At 65.2% G+C, this 16,661-nt stretch carries 12 protein-coding genes; 6 read left to right on the top strand and 6 right to left on the bottom strand.

Annotated features, from left to right (window positions below):
- Nucleotides 1–65 precede the first annotated feature (65 nt).
- Together metG and OKW39_RS07645 are read right to left on the bottom strand one after the other, a co-directional pair.
- Complete coding sequence (gene metG / locus OKW39_RS07650; protein ID WP_429562362.1) at nucleotides 66–2,198, bottom strand: methionine--tRNA ligase; 2,133 nt, start codon at nucleotides 2,196–2,198, stop codon at nucleotides 66–68.
- A gap of 406 nt (nucleotides 2,199–2,604) precedes the next feature.
- Nucleotides 2,605–3,258, bottom strand: coding sequence for an OmpA family protein (locus OKW39_RS07645; protein WP_090803447.1), 654 nt, complete (start codon nucleotides 3,256–3,258; stop codon nucleotides 2,605–2,607).
- Nucleotides 3,259–3,598: 340 nt separating this feature from the next.
- Between OKW39_RS07645 and apbC the strand changes: the two genes are divergently transcribed.
- From apbC to OKW39_RS07620, 5 genes are all read left to right on the top strand, one after another.
- Nucleotides 3,599–4,687: an iron-sulfur cluster carrier protein ApbC gene (gene apbC, locus OKW39_RS07640; RefSeq protein ID WP_429562361.1), complete on the top strand. Its 1,089-nt coding sequence runs from the start codon at nucleotides 3,599–3,601 to the stop codon at nucleotides 4,685–4,687.
- A 130-nt stretch (nucleotides 4,688–4,817) separates the two neighbouring features.
- Nucleotides 4,818–5,354: a superoxide dismutase family protein gene (locus tag OKW39_RS07635; protein ID WP_090803451.1), complete on the top strand. Its 537-nt coding sequence runs from the start codon at nucleotides 4,818–4,820 to the stop codon at nucleotides 5,352–5,354.
- A 205-nt stretch (nucleotides 5,355–5,559) separates the two neighbouring features.
- The gene (gene dcd, locus OKW39_RS07630; RefSeq protein ID WP_008924193.1) at nucleotides 5,560–6,129 is read left to right on the top strand and encodes a dCTP deaminase; all 570 of its coding nucleotides are present in this window, start codon (nucleotides 5,560–5,562) and stop codon (nucleotides 6,127–6,129) included.
- A gap of 90 nt (nucleotides 6,130–6,219) precedes the next feature.
- A complete protein-coding gene (locus OKW39_RS07625; protein ID WP_090803453.1) occupies nucleotides 6,220–8,505 on the top strand; it encodes an arginine/lysine/ornithine decarboxylase in 2,286 nt (761 codons plus the stop codon).
- Between the two features lie 2 nt (nucleotides 8,506–8,507).
- Nucleotides 8,508–9,254, top strand: a complete 747-nt coding sequence (locus OKW39_RS07620) for a lysozyme inhibitor LprI family protein (RefSeq protein ID WP_429563469.1) — start codon at nucleotides 8,508–8,510, stop codon at nucleotides 9,252–9,254.
- 31 nt (nucleotides 9,255–9,285) lie between these two features.
- Here OKW39_RS07620 and OKW39_RS07615 read toward each other — a convergent pair whose 3' ends face one another.
- The 4 genes from OKW39_RS07615 to zwf form a co-directional block, all read right to left on the bottom strand.
- Nucleotides 9,286–10,212, bottom strand: a complete 927-nt coding sequence (locus OKW39_RS07615; protein WP_429562360.1) for a bestrophin family protein — start codon at nucleotides 10,210–10,212, stop codon at nucleotides 9,286–9,288.
- Between the two features lie 151 nt (nucleotides 10,213–10,363).
- Nucleotides 10,364–12,280 carry a bifunctional transcriptional regulator/glucokinase gene (locus OKW39_RS07610; RefSeq protein WP_429562359.1) on the bottom strand — a complete coding sequence of 639 codons (1,917 nt, stop codon included), beginning with the start codon at nucleotides 12,278–12,280 and terminating at the stop codon, nucleotides 10,364–10,366.
- Nucleotides 12,258–12,974 (bottom strand): 6-phosphogluconolactonase, encoded by a 717-nt coding sequence (pgl, locus tag OKW39_RS07605; RefSeq protein ID WP_090803460.1) that lies wholly within the window; start codon nucleotides 12,972–12,974, stop codon nucleotides 12,258–12,260. The genes OKW39_RS07610 and pgl overlap by 23 nt, the downstream gene beginning before the upstream one ends.
- Nucleotides 12,975–13,167: 193 nt before the next feature.
- Nucleotides 13,168–14,631: a glucose-6-phosphate dehydrogenase gene (gene zwf / locus OKW39_RS07600; protein ID WP_429562358.1), complete on the bottom strand. Its 1,464-nt coding sequence runs from the start codon at nucleotides 14,629–14,631 to the stop codon at nucleotides 13,168–13,170.
- Between the two features lie 601 nt (nucleotides 14,632–15,232).
- Here zwf and OKW39_RS07595 point away from each other — a divergent pair.
- Nucleotides 15,233–16,480 carry an ABC transporter substrate-binding protein gene (locus OKW39_RS07595; protein WP_090803463.1) on the top strand — a complete coding sequence of 416 codons (1,248 nt, stop codon included), beginning with the start codon at nucleotides 15,233–15,235 and terminating at the stop codon, nucleotides 16,478–16,480.
- The last annotated feature ends 181 nt before the right edge of the window (nucleotides 16,481–16,661 follow it).

Genomic DNA, 16,661 nt, shown 5'->3' with positions numbered 1-16,661 from the left:
AGCGTGCCGTTTTCGTCATACCTGCCTGCGGCGAGGTGGGGCGAGGCGCCCGAAGGCGCCGCGCGTTACTTCACGCGCATGCCGGGCTTCGCGCCGCTATGCGGCTCGAGCACGTAGAGGCCCGGGTCGGCCTTCTCGTCCGCCGCCGATGCCGCCAGCACCATGCCCTCGGACATGCCGAACTTCATCTTGCGCGGCGCCAGGTTCGCGACCATCACGGTCAGCTTGCCGATCAGCTGCTCCGGCTGATACGCGGACTTGATGCCCGAGAACACGTTGCGGGTCTTCTCTTCGCCGACGTCGAGCGTCAGTTGCAGCAGCTTGTCCGAGCCTTCCACCGCCTTGCAGTCGACGATCTTCGCGATGCGCAGATCGACCTTCGCGAAGTCGTCGATCGTGATGATGCCGGCCTCTTCTTCCTTCGCGGCGACGGCCTTGGCGTGGGCCTTCGCCTTGGCCTTCGCGTCGGCCGGCGCCGCTTCCGGCGTGGCCTGCAGCGAGTCGCGATTGGCCGCGAGCAGCGCCTCGATCTGCTTCGGATCGACGCGCGTCATCAGATGTTTGTACGCGTTGATCGGGCGCGCCGAGCTGAGCGGCACGGTGGCGTCGGCCCACACGAGCGGCTCGATGCCGAGGAAAGCCTCGACCGCTTCGGCGAGCTTCGGCAGCACCGGCTTCAGGGCCAGCGACAGCAGACGGAACGCCTCGATGCTGACGCTGCAGGTCTCGTGCAGCGCGACCGCGTTGGCCGGGTCTTTCGCCTGATCCCAGGGCTTGGCGGTATCGACGTAGGCGTTGACCGAGTCGGCGAGCTCCATGGTCTGACGCAGCGCGCGGCTGTACTCGCGCGCCTCGTAGTGCGCGGCGATCTGCGGCAGCGCTGCGCGCAGCGTGCCGAGCAGCGGATGATGCATCGCGCTGTCCTGCACGCGGCCGTCGAAGCGCTTGATCAGGAAGCCGGCCGCGCGGCTCGCGATGTTCACGTATTTGCCGACCAGATCGCTGTTCACGCGCGCCTGGAAGTCGTCGAGATTCAGGTCGAGGTCTTCCATCGTGCTGTTCAGCTTGGCCGCGAAGTAGTAGCGCAGCCATTCCGGATTCAGGCCGGTGTCGATCACGCTTTGCGCGGTGATGAAGGTGCCGCGCGACTTCGACATCTTCGCGCCGTCGACGGTCAAAAAGCCGTGCGCGAACACGTTGGTCGGCGTGCGATGGCCCGAGAACTCGAGCATCGCGGGCCAGAACAGCGTGTGGAAATACAGGATGTCCTTGCCGATGAAGTGGTACTGCTCGGCCGTCGAGCCCTTGCGGACCCACGCGTCGAAGTCGAGGCCGCGCTTTTCGGCGAGGTTCCTGAAGCTTGCGTAGTAGCCGACCGGCGCGTCGAGCCACACGTAGAAATACTTACCGGGCGCGCCCGGAATCTCGAAGCCGAAGTACGGCGCGTCGCGCGAGATGTCCCAGTCGGCGAGCTTGGCTTCGCCAGCGTCGCCGAGCCATTCGCGCATCTTGTTGGTCGCTTCCGGCTGCGCGAGGCCGCCGACCCAGGCGCGCAGGAAGTTCTCGCAGCGCGGATCGGACAGGCGGAAGAAGTAGTGCGTCGAGGTCTTGCGAATCGGCGTCGCGCCCGAGACGACCGAGTACGGATTGACGAGCTCGGTGGGCTGGTAGGTCGAGCCGCAGACCTCGCAGCTGTCGCCGTATTGGTCTTTGGCGCCGCATTTGGGGCACTCGCCCTTGATGAAGCGGTCCGGCAGGAACATTTCCTTGACCGGGTCGTACGCCTGTTCGATCTCGCGCGCGTCGATCAGCCCCGCTTCCTTCAGCGCGAGGTAGACGTTTTCGCTGAGCACGCGGTTTTCGTCGGAGTCCGTCGAGTAGTAGTTGTCGAACGAAATGCCGAAGCTGTCGAAGTCGCGCTTGTGTTCCAGCCAGACGCGATCGATCAGCTGTTTCGGCGTCAGACCTTCCTGTTCCGCGCGCAGCATCACCGGCGTGCCGTGCGTGTCGTCTGCGCCGACGTAGTAGACCTCGTGGCCGTGCATTCGCAGCGCCCGGACCCAGATGTCCGTCTGGATATATTCGACCAGATGGCCGATATGAATCTGCCCGTTCGCATAAGGAAGGGCCGACGTGACGAGAATCTGACGGCGGCCGGGCGGCGCGCCTGCTGGGAGGTCGGTGGCGGGTGCTGACATAAGGATCGGGGGTGCCTGCGGTGGGACGAAACGGTGATTTTAGCAGGGCGCACGCCGCACGCGGACCGGGCGCGGCGGGCTGGACGCGCGGAACAGAGGGGGATGGGGGCGGGCGCTGCGGTTGGGGGACCGCCAGGAACGATGCCTGGCGAAGCGGGGTGCAAAACCGCGCGGGCAAAAAAAAACCGGGGTCGATAAACCCCGGAGCAACAACGACAAGAGGAGAATGGTGACGTGATGGCTTCGCCAGCCACGTACCGTAAAGAGAGACCGCGGATTTTCCGCAGAGTTCGAAATTTTTTCGATCCGTCGACAAACCGGTCCGGCGGCTCGTCCCGCCCGCAAGCCGGGCGCGTGCGGCTGAAGCCCGGCCGGCCCGGCGGCGCCTTCTCCTTGAGACTTGCCCTTATTGGGTCGCGTGCTGGGCCGTGGCGCGCAGATAGATCTCGACGCGACGGTTGGCCGCACGGCCGGCTTCGGTGTTGTTGTCGGCGATCGGCTGGTTCGGGCCCATGCCGGTGGCCGACAGGCGCTGCGGCGCGATGCCGCGTTGCGCCAGATAGCCGGTCACGCTCTGCGCGCGATTGACCGACAGCGTCTGGTTGTATTGCAGCGAGCCGGTGCTGTCCGTATGGCCGACGACCGACGCGACGACTTCCGGATTCTGCTGCAGCGTCTGTGCGAGCTGGTCGAGCACCGGTGCGAACGACGGCTTGATCGCGTAGCTGCTGGTGTCGAACGTGACCGAACTCGGGATGTTCAGCTTGAGCGAGCCGTCAGGTTGCTCGGTGATCTGCGTGCCGGTGCCCTTGGTCGCGCCCGACATGCGGTTGCGGATGTTGTCCCAGTTGTAGCCGGTGATGCCGCCCACCGCGGCGCCGGTGGCCGCGCCGATCGCCGCGCCCTTGCCGCCGCCGAAGATCGCGCCGATCGCCGCGCCGGCACCAGCGCCCACGCCGGTGCCGACTGCTGTGTTGGTGCCCTGTTGGGTTGCGCAGCCTGCCACCAGCGAGCCGGCCACGGCGAATACGGCCACGCGAGTCATGATTCTTGCATTCATTTTGGTTTCCTTTCGAGTGCGAATGAGCTAGCGGGTAGCGGTCAGTCTATGCAGCGAACATTACGGCAATGCACCGACCACTCAGAAAGTTCGGGAACGATTCCTGCGCCTTGCTTCGCGCGGTCCTACAGCGAAGAAGGGTCTTAGGGCAGCGTGTGCCGTCAGACACTACAATAGTGCCTGAAACACACAGTGATGCGACCCTACGGCGTCCCGCGTGCCCCGAAGGGTGCCCGGCACGTTCGATTTTCGCAATGCCGCATAACAATTTCTTGCAAATTCCGCCGCGTGGCCGATCGGTCCATCTCGCCGCGCCGCACCTCTTCCCCACGGAGTATCAATGAGTATCGATCGGGCTTTGGTCGACGCCGCCGTCGCGGCCGTCACTGACCCCAACACGGGCGCGCCGTACGCGGCCGCGAAGAGCATCCGCAACGTGGTTGTGGAGGGCGACGCGGTCAACCTTCAGGTGACGCTCGGCTACCCGGCGAAAAGCCAGTTCGACGCGATCCGCCAGGGCTTCGCCGACGCGTTGCGCGCGGTGCCGGGCGTCGCGAACGTGCGCGTCGAGGTTTCGCAACAGATTGCCGCACACACCGTGCAGCGCGGCGTGAAACTGCTGCCCGGCGTGAAGAACATCGTCGCGGTTGCCTCGGGCAAGGGCGGCGTCGGCAAGAGCACGACCGCCGTGAATCTCGCGCTCGCGCTCGCGAGCGAGGGCGCGGCGGTCGGCATTCTCGACGCCGACATCTACGGCCCGTCGCTGCCCACCATGCTCGGCATCGAGGGTCGTCCCGAATCGCCCGACGACAAATCGATGAACCCGATGACCGGCCACGGCGTGCAGGCCAGCTCGATAGGTTTCCTGATCGAGGCGGACAACCCGATGGTGTGGCGCGGCCCGATGGCGACCTCGGCGCTCGAACAGCTGCTGCGCCAGACCAACTGGCACGAACTCGACTATCTGATCGTCGACATGCCGCCGGGCACCGGCGACATCCAGCTGACGCTCGCGCAGCGCGTGCCGGTTACGGGCGCCGTGATCGTCACGACGCCGCAGGACATCGCGCTGCTCGACGCGAAGAAGGGCCTCAAGATGTTCGAGAAGGTCGGCATCCCGATTCTCGGCATCGTCGAGAACATGGGCCTGCACATCTGTTCGAATTGCGGGCACGAGGAGCACATCTTCGGCGCCGGCGGCGGCGAGCGCATGGGCAAGGAGTATGGCGTCGAGGTGCTCGGCAGCCTGCCGCTCGACATCACGATCCGCGAGCAGGCCGACTCGGGCCGTCCCACGGTCGTCGCGGACCCGAACGGGCGCATTGCGGAGCTCTATCGCTCGATCGCGCGCAAGGTCGCGGTGCATATCGCCGAACGCGCGCGCGACATGAGCTCGAAGTTTCCGAACATCGTCGTACAGAACACCTGAGCGGCCGTTCGGGCGAGGGATTAGGGGTGATCTCGATCCCTATTTTCACGAACTCTCGCGGTATCATGTCGACTTCACGAGTTCGGCTCGGCGGCCGCAGGGGCAGCCGCCAGGCCGACAAGAGGATCGCATGGGAAAACGAATCGACGGGCACGCGGTACATGCGTTCATCGTCCTGACTGCCGGCTGTGTGCTGTTGAGCGGCTGTGGCGTATTCCTGAGACCACAGGAAAAGCGCGCCGACGCGCAACTGCTGCCCACCGTGGGCAATCAGGCGCACGGTCTCGTGACCTTTATCGAGCGCTCGGACGGCGTCCAGGTCACCTACAATCTCACGGGCTTGCCGCCCAATAGCGACCACGCGCTGCAGGTGCACGAGCGCGGCGACTGCAACGCCGCCGACGGCTCCAGCGCCGGTCCGGTGTTTTCGCCGGCGGCCGAACGGCTCAAGGCCGGCGCGCGCGTCGAGGGCGATCTCGGCAACATCCATGCGGACGCGAACGGCGTGGCCACCGGCTTCATCGTCGCGCCGGACGTGTCGCTCGACGGCATCCGCTCGGTGCTGCAGCGCGCGGTACTGCTCCACCGCGATGCGACCGATCCCTACGCTTATCCTCAGCATGGCGCGGGCGCGGCGATCGCCTGCGGCGTGATTCGCCAGCAGTGAAGCGCGAGCGCGCTTTCGCCGCGCCCGCCCCGCAACGGCGTCGTGCCAGTCGGCGGACCCCCTTCATCGGGCGCGCCTCGCGCCATCTGCGGCAGCGTCTCCGTGATCGCGTAAAATAAGCGGCCTTTGCCGGCTGGGCGCCGCCGCCGGCCGTTTTCATCTATCTTTCGTCACACCTGATATTCACGTCGAGCAGCTCTCACCTATGACCATCAAATCTGACAAGTGGATCCGGCGCATGGCCGAGTCGCACAAGATGATCGAGCCGTTTGCGCCCGATCAGGTTCGCGTCTCCGAAGACGGCCGGAAGATTGTCAGCTACGGCACCTCGAGCTATGGCTACGACATCCGCTGCGCCGACGAATTCAAGATCTTCACCAACATCAACTCGACGATCGTCGATCCGAAGAACTTCGACGAGAAGTCGTTTGTCGATTTCAAGGGCGACGTCTGCATCATCCCGCCGAACTCGTTCGCGCTCGCGCGCACGGTCGAGTATTTCCGTATTCCGCGCAGCGTGCTGACCGTGTGCCTCGGCAAATCGACCTACGCGCGCTGCGGGATCATCGTCAACGTGACGCCGTTCGAGCCGGAATGGGAAGGCCACGTCACGCTCGAATTCTCGAATACGACACCTTTGCCTGCGAAAATTTACGCGAACGAAGGCGTCGCCCAGGTGCTGTTTTTCGAAAGCGACGAGATTTGTGAAACGTCGTACGCGGATCGCGGCGGCAAGTATCAAGGTCAGCACGGCGTCACATTGCCGAAAACGTGACGCCGGCAGCGTCTTGACCCACCAGTTATTCGGGTGACCGCTGCGCTTTTTACGTAACGCAGCGGTCGTTTTCTTTTTGGAGAATCGCCCATGAAGTTCCGTTTCCCCGTCGTCATCATCGACGAAGATTTCCGCTCCGAGAACATCTCGGGTTCCGGCATCCGGGCTTTGGCCGAAGCCATCGAGAAAGAAGGCGCGGAAGTGCTCGGGTTGACGAGCTACGGCGATCTGACCTCGTTCGCGCAGCAGTCGAGCCGCGCATCGTGCTTCATCCTGTCGATCGACGACGACGAGCTGCTGCCGTACGTCGATAACGTGGTCGTCGAAGGCGAGACGCCCGAGCTTGCCGCCGCGATCGTCGCGCTGCGCGCGTTCGTGACCGAAGTGCGCCGCCGCAACGCCGATATTCCGATCTTCCTGTACGGCGAAACGCGCACTTCGCGCCATCTGCCGAACGACATCCTGCGCGAGCTGCACGGCTTCATCCATATGTTCGAGGACACGCCGGAGTTCGTCGCGCGCCATATCATCCGCGAGGCGAAGGTGTATCTCGACTCGCTGGCGCCGCCGTTCTTCAAGGAACTGGTGCAGTACGCGGAAGAAGGTTCGTACTCGTGGCACTGCCCGGGTCACTCGGGCGGCGTCGCGTTCCTGAAGAGCCCGCTCGGCCAGATGTTCCACCAGTTCTTCGGCGAGAACATGCTGCGCGCCGACGTCTGCAACGCGGTCGACGAACTGGGCCAGCTGCTCGACCATACCGGTCCGGTCGCGGCCTCGGAGCGCAACGCCGCGCGCATCTTCAGCGCCGACCACGTGTTCTTCGTGACCAACGGCACTTCCACCTCGAACAAGATCGTCTGGCACGGCACGGTGGCGCCGGGCGACATCGTGCTGGTCGACCGCAACTGCCACAAGTCGATCCTGCACGCGATCACGATGACCGGCGCGATCCCGGTGTTCCTGACGCCGACCCGCAACAACTTCGGCATCATCGGCCCGATTCCGCGCAGCGAGTTCGAACCGGAGAACATCCGCAAGAAGATCGAGGCGAACCCGTTCGCGCGCGAAGCGCTCGCGAAGAACCCGAACCTGAAGCCGCGCATTCTGACGATCACGCAAAGCACCTACGACGGCGTGATCTACAACGTCGAGATGATCAAGGAGATGTTGGGCGAATGGCTCGACACGCTGCACTTCGACGAAGCGTGGCTGCCGCACGCTGAATTCCACGAGTTCTATCAGGACATGCACGCCATCGGCGCAGGCCGTCCGCGCATCGGCGCGATGGTGTACGCGACGCACTCCACGCACAAGCTGCTCGCCGGCATCTCGCAGGCGTCGCAGATCGTCGTGCAGGATTCGAAGAACAGCCGCTTCGACAAGCATCGCTTCAACGAGGCGTATCTGATGCATACGTCGACGAGCCCGCAGTACGCGATCATCGCGTCGTGCGACGTGGCCGCGGCGATGATGGAAGCGCCGGGCGGCACCGCGCTCGTCGAGGAGTCGATCGCTGAAGCGCTCGACTTCCGCCGCGCGATGACCAAGGTCGACACCGAATACGGCGACGACTGGTTCTTCAAGGTGTGGGGCCCGGACCAGTTCGCCGAGGAAGGCATCGGCTCGCGCGACGACTGGATGCTGCGCCCCAACGACGCGTGGCACGGCTTCGGCCCGCTCGCCGAAGGCTTCAACATGCTCGACCCGATCAAGGCGACGATCGTCACGCCGGGTCTCGACATGGACGGCGGCTTCGGCGAAACCGGCATTCCGGCCGCGATCGTCACGAAGTACCTGGCCGAGCACGGCATCATCGTCGAGAAGACGGGCCTGTACTCGTTCTTCATCATGTTTACGATCGGCATCACGAAGGGCCGCTGGAACTCGATGGTGACCGAGCTGCAGCAGTTCAAGGACGACTACGACAACAACCAGCCGCTGTGGCGTGTGCTGCCCGAGTTCGTGCAGCATCATCCGATGTACGAGCGTGTCGGCCTGCGCGACCTGTGCCAGCAGATCCACAGCGTGTATCGCGCGAACGACATCGCGCGTCTGACGACCGAGATGTACCTGTCGAGCATGGAGCCGGCGATGAAGCCGTCCGACGCGTTCGCGAAGCTCGCGCACCGCGAGATCGATCGGGTACCGATCGACGAGCTCGAAGGCCGTGTTACGTCGATCCTGTTGACGCCGTATCCGCCGGGCATTCCGCTGCTGATTCCGGGCGAGCGTTTCAACAGGACCATCGTCAACTATTTGCGTTTCGCGCGCGAGTTCAACGAGCGCTTCCCGGGCTTCCATACGGATATCCACGGGCTCGTCGGCGAAATGGTCAACGGGCGCATCGAATACTTCGTCGATTGCGTGCGCCTCTGACGATGGGGTGGGTGACGTTTCTGCCGGGCCTGGCAGCGATCGGCCGCTGGCGGCGCGGGGCCGGCGTGCTGGTCTTCGCGCTGGCGGCCGGCACGGTGGTGTTCGGCGGCATCGCGAGTCCGGCGGCGCATGCCGAGGTGGCCGCCGCCGATCCGATCGACGCGTCGATGCGCGCATGTCTCGCGCGCGCCGACATGTCGACGACGATGGGGCAGGTGCAGTGCATGGACGCTGCGCGCATCGGCTGGAAGGTCGCGGTCGACAACGCGTACCAGCAGTTGCTCGCGAAGCTGCCGCCCGCGCGGCGCAGGCTGTGGGAAAGGAGCCAGTCGAGCTGGCTCGCGTCGCGCGATGCCGAGAAGCAGTTGCTTGCCGCGGTCTTCGCCACGACCCAGGGTTCGATGTACGTGCTTTCCGAAGCCGACATGCAGCTGCAACCGGTGCGCGACCGCGCGCTCGCGCTGCGCAGCGCGCTCGCCGATGCGAACGGTCCGGCGCCGCGCCGGCCGCGCGCCTGCAACGCCGACGCGCGTTGCGAACACGCGATGTTCGATCTGAACCGCTACTACCGTGTGCTCGAATCGAAGATGCCGGCGCAATCGCGGCCGACGCTCGTGCGCGCGCAACGCGCGTGGAGCGCGTATCTGACGGCGTCGACGCGGCTCGTCGACGAGCACGGGCGTATCGACATCATCGGCGCGCGCGTCGCGACGATCAAACGGCTTTCCGAAACGGCCGGCAACCACTGACGGCCGCCGAGCGGCGCGGCCCACCGCGCATTCAATCCCATCGATAACGGTCTTCGCGCGGCTGCGGCGGCGCGAGCGCCGGCTCGCCGAGCAGATCGCGCATCGCATCCTCGATCATCGCGGACATCGTGTTGAGCGCGAGGTCATTGTCGTCGGTGCCGAACGGTTCTTCGAGCTGCGACGCGATCGCTTCGTGCGCCATGAACGTGTACGCGACGAACACCGCGAACACCGGCGTGAAAATGCCGATGCTATTGACGAGTCCGAATGGCAGCGACGCGCAGAAGAAGTACACGGTGCGGTGGATCATCACCGAATACGCGAACGGCAGTGGCGTCGACGCGATGCGCTCGCACCCGCCGATCACATCCGACAGCCCGCTCAGATTGCGGTCGAACGCGAGCACCGCCATCGGATCGAGCGCCCCCGCGCGTGCCGCGCGCTGCACCCATTCGCCGAGGCACAGCAACAGCGCGGCTGGCTTGTAGCGCGATCCAATCACACGTTCAAACAGTGCGCGGGGCAGCCGCGCGGCAAGGTCGTCGCGCGGTTCGGTCTTGCGCAACTGATGACGCAGCGCATGCGGGAGCGCGCTCAGTATCGCCAGAAACGCGGCGGCTTCTTCTTTGGGCAACTCGCGCGACGGCAGCGTCAGCGCCTCGCGCGTCAGCGAGCGCGACTCATTGAGCAACTGCCCCCACAGCTTGCGCGCCTCCCACCAGCGGTCGTAGCTCGCGTTGTTGCGAAAGCCGAGAAACACCGCAAGCGCAATGCCGACCAGCGAGAACGGCGCGATCGAGTTCAGGTTCAGGCTGACGGGCAGCAGATGATCGTGTGCGGCGAGCGCAATGATCGAGATGAAGAAGATCAGCAGGAGCCGCGGCAGCAACTGCGGCAGCACCGAGCCGCGCCACGCAAGCAGCATGTGAAACCAGTGGAGATGCGGGCGGATGATCATGGCAAAGCGGTTCGGCCAGGAGATAGAGCGCCTATTATCGGTCGCTTTTCGCGCCCCCAAACAGGAAAACCCGCGGCGGGCGCATCGAAGACGATGCACACGCCGCGGGTTCGTTCACCGCGAGCGGATCGGGACAGCCGTGAGCGGAGGCTCAGTCGCGCGCCGACGACGCAGCGCCGTGACTGAGCCAGTCGAGCACGGCCGTCGCGTCGTCGTCGGCGCCTTCGCGCGCTTTCTCGAGCGTCTCGGCGACGTCGTCGCTCGGCACCGCGCGCCGAATCGCCACGCCGACCGCGAGAATGTCAATCATCACGAGGTGCAGGATGCGCGAGATCATCGACAGTTGCGACTCGCGAATCTCGATGTGATCGGTTTCCAGCGCGACCGTCGCACGCTTCGCGAGCGGGGTGTTGCTCGACGTGATCGCGATCACCTGCGCGCCGGCCTGCATCGCGACGTCGAGCACGCGCAGCAGCTCGGGCGCGCGCCCCGACTTCGACACCGCGACGATCACGTCGCCCTTGCCGAGCAGCGCGGCCGAGGCCGCCTGCATGTACAGGTCACCGTACGCGATGGTCGGAATGCCGAAGCGGAAGAACTTGTAGTGCGCGTCCTGCGCGACGATGTTCGAATTGCCGAGTCCGTAGAACTCGATGCGCCGCGCGCCGTTCAGCAGGTCGATGGCGCGTTCCACGTGCTCGAAGTTCAGATGCTCGCGCAATTGCAGAATCGCGGACACGGTGTTGTCGAGCACCTTCGCGCCGAAGTCGGTCGCGGTGTCGCCGAGATGGACCTGGCTGTGGCTGACCGGAATCGTGCCGGTCAACCCGGTCGCGAGCTTGAGCTTGAAGTCCGACAGCCCCTGGCAGCCGAGCGAGCGGCAGAAGCGGATCACGGTCGGCTGACTGACGTCGGCCTTGCGCGCGATATCGACGATCGGATCGTTGATGATCGAACGCGGGTGGTTCAACGCGAGTTCGGCGACGCGGCGCTCGGCCGGCGTCAGCGCGTCGCGCATCTGGCGAATCCGCTCGAACACCGCCGACGAGCTGCCGCCCGCGCGGTTCGACAGCTGCTCCGCCAGAATCGCCGATACGCCGAGGAACGCCGGGTATTCGGCGGTAATCACATAGGTCGGCACGTTCTGCAGATACGCTTCGAAGCGGCCCTTCGCCTCGAAGCGCTGGCGAAACGACGAACGCGCGAAGAACTCGCCGAGGCGTGGCACGACGCCGCCGCCGATGTAGATGCCGCCGAGCGCGCCGAGCGTCACCGCGATATTGCCGGCGAAGGTGCCGAGAATGCCGCAGAACACGTCGACCGATTCGGCCGCGAGCGGCTCGCCTTCGAGCGCGCGCTTGACCACATCGGCGGTATTGACGCTGGCCGGCACGCGCTTCTTGTCGCGGCCGGCGAGCGCGCGATAGATCACCTCGATGCCGGGCCCCGCGGCCACCCGTTCGAACGACACGTGCGACCACTTCTTGCGCGCGTACTGCAGCACGATATCTTCACGCTCGTCGGCGGGCGCGAAGGTGGCGTGGCCGCCTTCGCTGCCGAGCGCGATCCAGCGGTCGTCGGCGGGAATCAGGCCCGACACGCCCATGCCGGTGCCGGGGCCGAGCAGGCCGATCACGCTGTTCGGCCGGCGCTGGCCACCGCCCACCTGCATGCGCTGAGCATCGGTGAGGCCGGGCAGCGCCATCGCGAGCGCGGTGAAGTCGTTGACGACGAGCAGCGTGTCGAAGCCGAGCGCGCGGCGCGTCGCTTCGATCGAAAAGGTCCAGTCGTGATTGGTCATGCTGACCTGGTCGCCGTCGACCGGGTTCGCAATCGCGATCGCCGCGTGATTGACGCGGCCGATCTTCGTGTCCTTCAGATACTTCTTGATGACGTCGGCGACACTCGGGTAGTCGGCGCAAGGATAGATCTGCACCGAGCCGATTTCGCCGGGGCCCGTCTCGAGCGCGAAACGCGCATTGGTACCGCCGATGTCGGCAAGCAGCCTCGGTCCATCGGCGTGCTGGACCGCGCCCGGCACAGCTTTAGTTTGCACACCAGTAGACATCGAGTCTCACTCCCTTGTCGTTTGCCAGCTGCGAGATGGCATTTTTTTGTAGCGCGGCGGACGCGGCGTTGAGCACGTCCATCTTGCGCGGCCCTGCGATCAGCAGAAACAGATGCTTCACGTCCTTCAGCGCGGACAGCGACCAGCTCACGCGCGCGTGCGGCGCCGCGCCCGGATGCACGGCGACGAAACGCTCGGTCGTGTTGATCGCGTGATCCCATTCGGGCGCGTCGGCGAAGATCGACGCGGTATGGCCGTCTTCGCCCATGCCCAGCACCGCGACGTCGGGCGCCGTGGCAAAGCGCGCGTCCGCGTTCAGCGCGGCGACGTGCGAATGCAGATCCTGGGTGGTGTCGACGAGCGGCCAGAAGGTCGCGTGTTGCGCCGCGTTCTGCAGCAACGTGGCGCGCGCGAGCTGCGCGTTGCTCGCGCTATCGGTCTCCGGCACCCAGCGGTCGTCGACCAGCGTGATCGCGATGCGGGGCCAGTCGAACGTCTGCGTCGACAACGTTTGCAGGAACGGACGCGGGCTGCTGCCGCCGGACACGGCCAGCATGGCCGGGCGCGCGAGCGGGGTTGACGTGCCGGTGCCGGCCGCCTGTGCGGCAAGCGACGCATGTAACGCGTCGCCCACCGCTTTCGCCAGCGCGTCGGATTGGGCGCGCTGGTCGTCGAAAGCGTGAAGCTCGATCACTTCTCCTCCGTGCTGCTTTCTTGTTAGGTCTTCGGAATCAGCCTGACTACTCTCGCGCGACGCCTGCAAGGCGGGTGGCCTGCAAACGCATGACGCGATACCGGCGCGACTCCGTTCAGTTCGTCGGTGGTGTTGCCGGCGCCGCGCGCCGAGGTGTTCATCGCGCGCGGCGCCGTCCATCAATTCATCAAACTCAATTCTCTTCCTCGAGCCAGCAGGTGCCGTGCTGGGCGAGCATCGCGCTCGCCGCGGCCGGTCCCCACGTGCCCGCCGCGTACGGCTTGGGCGGCTTGGTCGAGGCCTTCCACTCGTTCAGGATCGGCTCGACCCAGCGCCATGCGGCTTCCTGTTCGTCGCGCCGCACGAACAGCGCGAGGCGCCCGTGGATCACGTCGAGCAGCAGCCGCTGATAGGCCTCCATCTGGCCTTCGCGGAAGAACCGGTCGAACGCGAGATCGAGGTATACGCTCGCGAGGTTCATACCCTCGCCGGGCTGCTTCGCGAGACAGTACAGACGAATCGTCTCGTTAGGCTGCAGACGAATCACGAGGCGGTTCGCGCCCGCGCGCAGCGCCGACGCGCCAAGCGCCGAATGCGGCACCGCACGGAAATTCACGACGATCTCGGCGACGCGATCGGCGAGCCGCTTGCCCGTGCGCAGGAAAAACGGCACGCCGGCCCAGCGCCAGTTCCCGATCTCGACCTTCAGCGCGACGAAGGTCTCGGTCGAGCTATCGGGCTTCACGCCGTGCTCGGTCGCGTAGGCCGGGACCGTGTTGCCACGGATCACGCCCGAATGATACTGGCCGCGCACCGCGACCTTGCCGATGTCCTGCGGCTCGACCGGTTTGAGCGCGCGCAGCACGCGCAGCTTTTCGTCGCGCACCGAGTCGGAATCCATCGAGTGGGGCGGTTCCATCGCAACGATCGACAGCAACTGCAACAGGTGGTTCTGCACCATGTCGCGCAGCGCGCCGGTATTGTCGTAGAAGTCGCCGCGCGCTTCGACGCCGAGTTCCTCGGCGATCGTGATCTGGATGCTTTCGACCCACTCGCGGCGCCACAGCGGCTCGAACAGCGCATTGCCGAAGCGCAGCGCGAGCAGGTTCTGCACCGGCTCCTTGCCGAGGTAATGGTCGATCCGGTAGATCTGTTCTTCCGCGAAGATTTCGCCGACCGCATCATTAATTGCGTTCGACGACTTCAGGTCGTAGCCGAGCGGCTTCTCGAGCACGATGCGCGCGTTGTGGTTCAGGCCCACCGCGGCGAGCGCATGGCAGATCGGCACGAACAGCGACGGACCCGTCGCCAGATAGAACACGCGGATGCCGGGCATCTCCTGGATCGCGTCGCGCAGTTGCGCGAAGTCATCCGGATTGCCGAGATCGATCTTCACGAACTCGATGCGCGCGAGGAAGCTCGTCCACGCGGCTTCGTCGAGGCCGTTCTTCGACACATGCGGCTTGACGTGCCCGTCGACCCACTGCAGATACTCGCCGCGATCCTCGACGTGCCGCGCGAGCGCCACGATCTTGCCGCTGTCGGCGAGCATGCCGCCCGCGCGGTGCGCCTCGAACAGCGCGGGCAGGATCTTGCGCATCGACAGATCGCCGGTTCCGCCGAAGAGAACGAAGATGAAGCTTGTGTCGGTATGCATGAGTCTCCGTCGATGTCCTGAAGGGCCGCCGCGCTGATCGGACACTGCACGCGCAGCGCCCCGGAAGAGCGACCGTAGTCCGATAAAATATTTTTTGACACTGAATTGTAGTTTAACTACAATCCAAATCAAGAGGTAGCGCTAATTCGATGAAAAAAGAGCGTGCGCTGTACTGACGGAATGCACGCTTTTTGCGACTCGGCGGGCGTCCCCGGCACGCTGACGGACAATGGGACAACGCCTTCCGGTACGCGCCAGCAGGGTGCCGGCGGACCTTACGGAAAGCCGGGGAGTCGACGGGCTTGCGGGGTCGTTGCCCGCAGCCGACGTCAGGCTGGCGTCGAGTTGGCGTATGAGGTACCTCGAGTCTGCAGCGCGATGCGGGCAGGCAAAAATCAAAAGAGGAGACAGTCAGTTGCATCCCGAACCACTCACCTCTTGAGCGTCCAGCGGCCGGACATCGGTCCGCCGGCACATGCCCTCGCGCATGCGCCCGACCGTGCTCGATCGCCGGTGTTTTGCCTGTTTGAACCAACCACAGCACCCTGGCGACATCAGGGGCCATTCGTTTTTTTGTTCAGGTGTCTGGAGGAGATAAGCAATGAAATTTCGCGCGATCATGGGCGCTCTGTGCGCTGCGGGTCTGATGTGTGGCGTGTCGGCCGTGCAGGCCGCCGAGTCTCTCGAAGTGCTGCACTGGTGGACTTCGGGCGGCGAATCCAAGGCCGTCGGCGTCCTCAAGGACGACATGACGAAGCAGGGCTACACGTGGAAGGACTTCGCGGTCGCGGGCGGCGCTGGCGCGGCTGCCATGACGGCACTGAAGACGCAGGTGATCTCGGGCAACGCACCGAGCGCCGCGCAGATCAAAGGTCCGCTGATCCAGGAATGGGCTTCGCAGGGCGTGCTGGTGCCGATCGACTCGGTCGCGGGCGACTGGAAGAAGAACCTGCCGCCGGAAATCGACAAGATCATTCGCGCGGACGGCCACTACGTCGCCGCTCCCTTCTCGGTGCACCGCGTGAACTGGCTGTACATCAACAAGGCTGCGCTGGACAAGGCCGGCGGCAAGGTGCCGACCACGTGGCCTGAGTTCTTCGCGGTGGCCGACAAGATGAAGGCCGCGGGCATCCAGCCGATCGCGATGGGCGGCCAGCCTTGGCAGGACCTGACGCTGTGGGAAGACGTCGTGCTGTCGCAGGGCGCGGACTTCTACAAGAAGGCGCTCGTCGACCTCGACGAGAAGACGCTGACCTCGGACAAGATGGTCGGCGTGTTCGACACGGTCCGCAAGATCCAGGGCTACTTCGACGCGGGTCGCACGGGCCGTGACTGGAACCTCGCGACGGCCATGGTCATCAACGGCAAGGCCGGCATGCAGTTCATGGGCGACTGGGCGAAGGGCGAATTCACCAACGCCGGCAAGAAGTCGGGCACGGACTACGTCTGCGCCGTGGTGCCGGGCACGGAGAAGGCCTACACGTTCAACGTCGACTCGTTCGTGTTCTTCCAGCAGAAGGGCCAGAAGGCCGCGACGCCGGGCCAGCTCGCGCTCGCGAAGACGATCATGTCGCCGGCGTTCCAGGAGCAGTTCAGCCTGTACAAGGGCTCGATCCCGGTGCGTCTCGGCGTGCCGATGGACAAGTTCGACGACTGCGCGAAGAAGTCGTACGCGGATGAGCAGATCGCGATCAAGGCCGGCGGTTATGTGCCGTCGCTCGCTCACGGCATGGCTCAGCCGGATGCCGCGGCAGGCGCGATCTCCGACGTCGTCACGAAGTTCATGAATTCGCAGGAAGATTCGAAGACCGCGGTTCAGGCTCTCGCGAAGGCAGCGAAGACCAAGTAAGCGTAAGTACGAAGTGTTGCGCCCGGCGGCTTGCATCCGAAGCACCGGGCGCGCCCTTCGGGCCGTGTCGAGTCGGACCTCGAGCTGCTTTCGTTCGCAGCGCAGTCCGGCGCCACGCGGCTCACCCTGGTTTCATGGAGTCACACCCAGACCGTCGCGGTCCCGCGCCATGCGTGCACGG

The sequence above is a fragment of the Paraburkholderia sp. MM6662-R1 genome (assembly GCF_050436245.1).
Lineage (GTDB): Bacteria > Pseudomonadota > Gammaproteobacteria > Burkholderiales > Burkholderiaceae > Paraburkholderia > Paraburkholderia tuberum.
The sequence above is the reverse complement of the archived record's forward strand: the minus strand, read 5'-3'. Positions and strand labels throughout refer to the sequence as shown.

Bases quoted from the DNA above. Each gene is read 5' to 3' on its own strand.
- OKW39_RS07595 (WP_090803463.1), top strand. From the start codon at position 15,233: ATGAAATTTCGCGCGATCATGGGCGCTCTGTGCGCTGCGGGTCTGATG.
- dcd (WP_008924193.1), top strand. From the start codon at position 5,560: ATGACCATCAAATCTGACAAGTGGATCCGGCGCATGGCCGAGTCGCAC.
- apbC (WP_429562361.1), top strand. From the start codon at position 3,599: ATGAGTATCGATCGGGCTTTGGTCGACGCCGCCGTCGCGGCCGTCACT.
- zwf (WP_429562358.1), bottom strand. From the start codon at position 14,631: ATGCATACCGACACAAGCTTCATCTTCGTTCTCTTCGGCGGAACCGGC.
- OKW39_RS07610 (WP_429562359.1), bottom strand. From the start codon at position 12,280: ATGTCTACTGGTGTGCAAACTAAAGCTGTGCCGGGCGCGGTCCAGCAC.
- OKW39_RS07625 (WP_090803453.1), top strand. From the start codon at position 6,220: ATGAAGTTCCGTTTCCCCGTCGTCATCATCGACGAAGATTTCCGCTCC.
- OKW39_RS07615 (WP_429562360.1), bottom strand. From the start codon at position 10,212: ATGATCATCCGCCCGCATCTCCACTGGTTTCACATGCTGCTTGCGTGG.
- metG (WP_429562362.1), bottom strand. From the start codon at position 2,198: ATGTCAGCACCCGCCACCGACCTCCCAGCAGGCGCGCCGCCCGGCCGC.
- OKW39_RS07635 (WP_090803451.1), top strand. From the start codon at position 4,818: ATGGGAAAACGAATCGACGGGCACGCGGTACATGCGTTCATCGTCCTG.
- OKW39_RS07620 (WP_429563469.1), top strand. From the start codon at position 8,508: ATGGGGTGGGTGACGTTTCTGCCGGGCCTGGCAGCGATCGGCCGCTGG.
- OKW39_RS07645 (WP_090803447.1), bottom strand. From the start codon at position 3,258: ATGAATGCAAGAATCATGACTCGCGTGGCCGTATTCGCCGTGGCCGGC.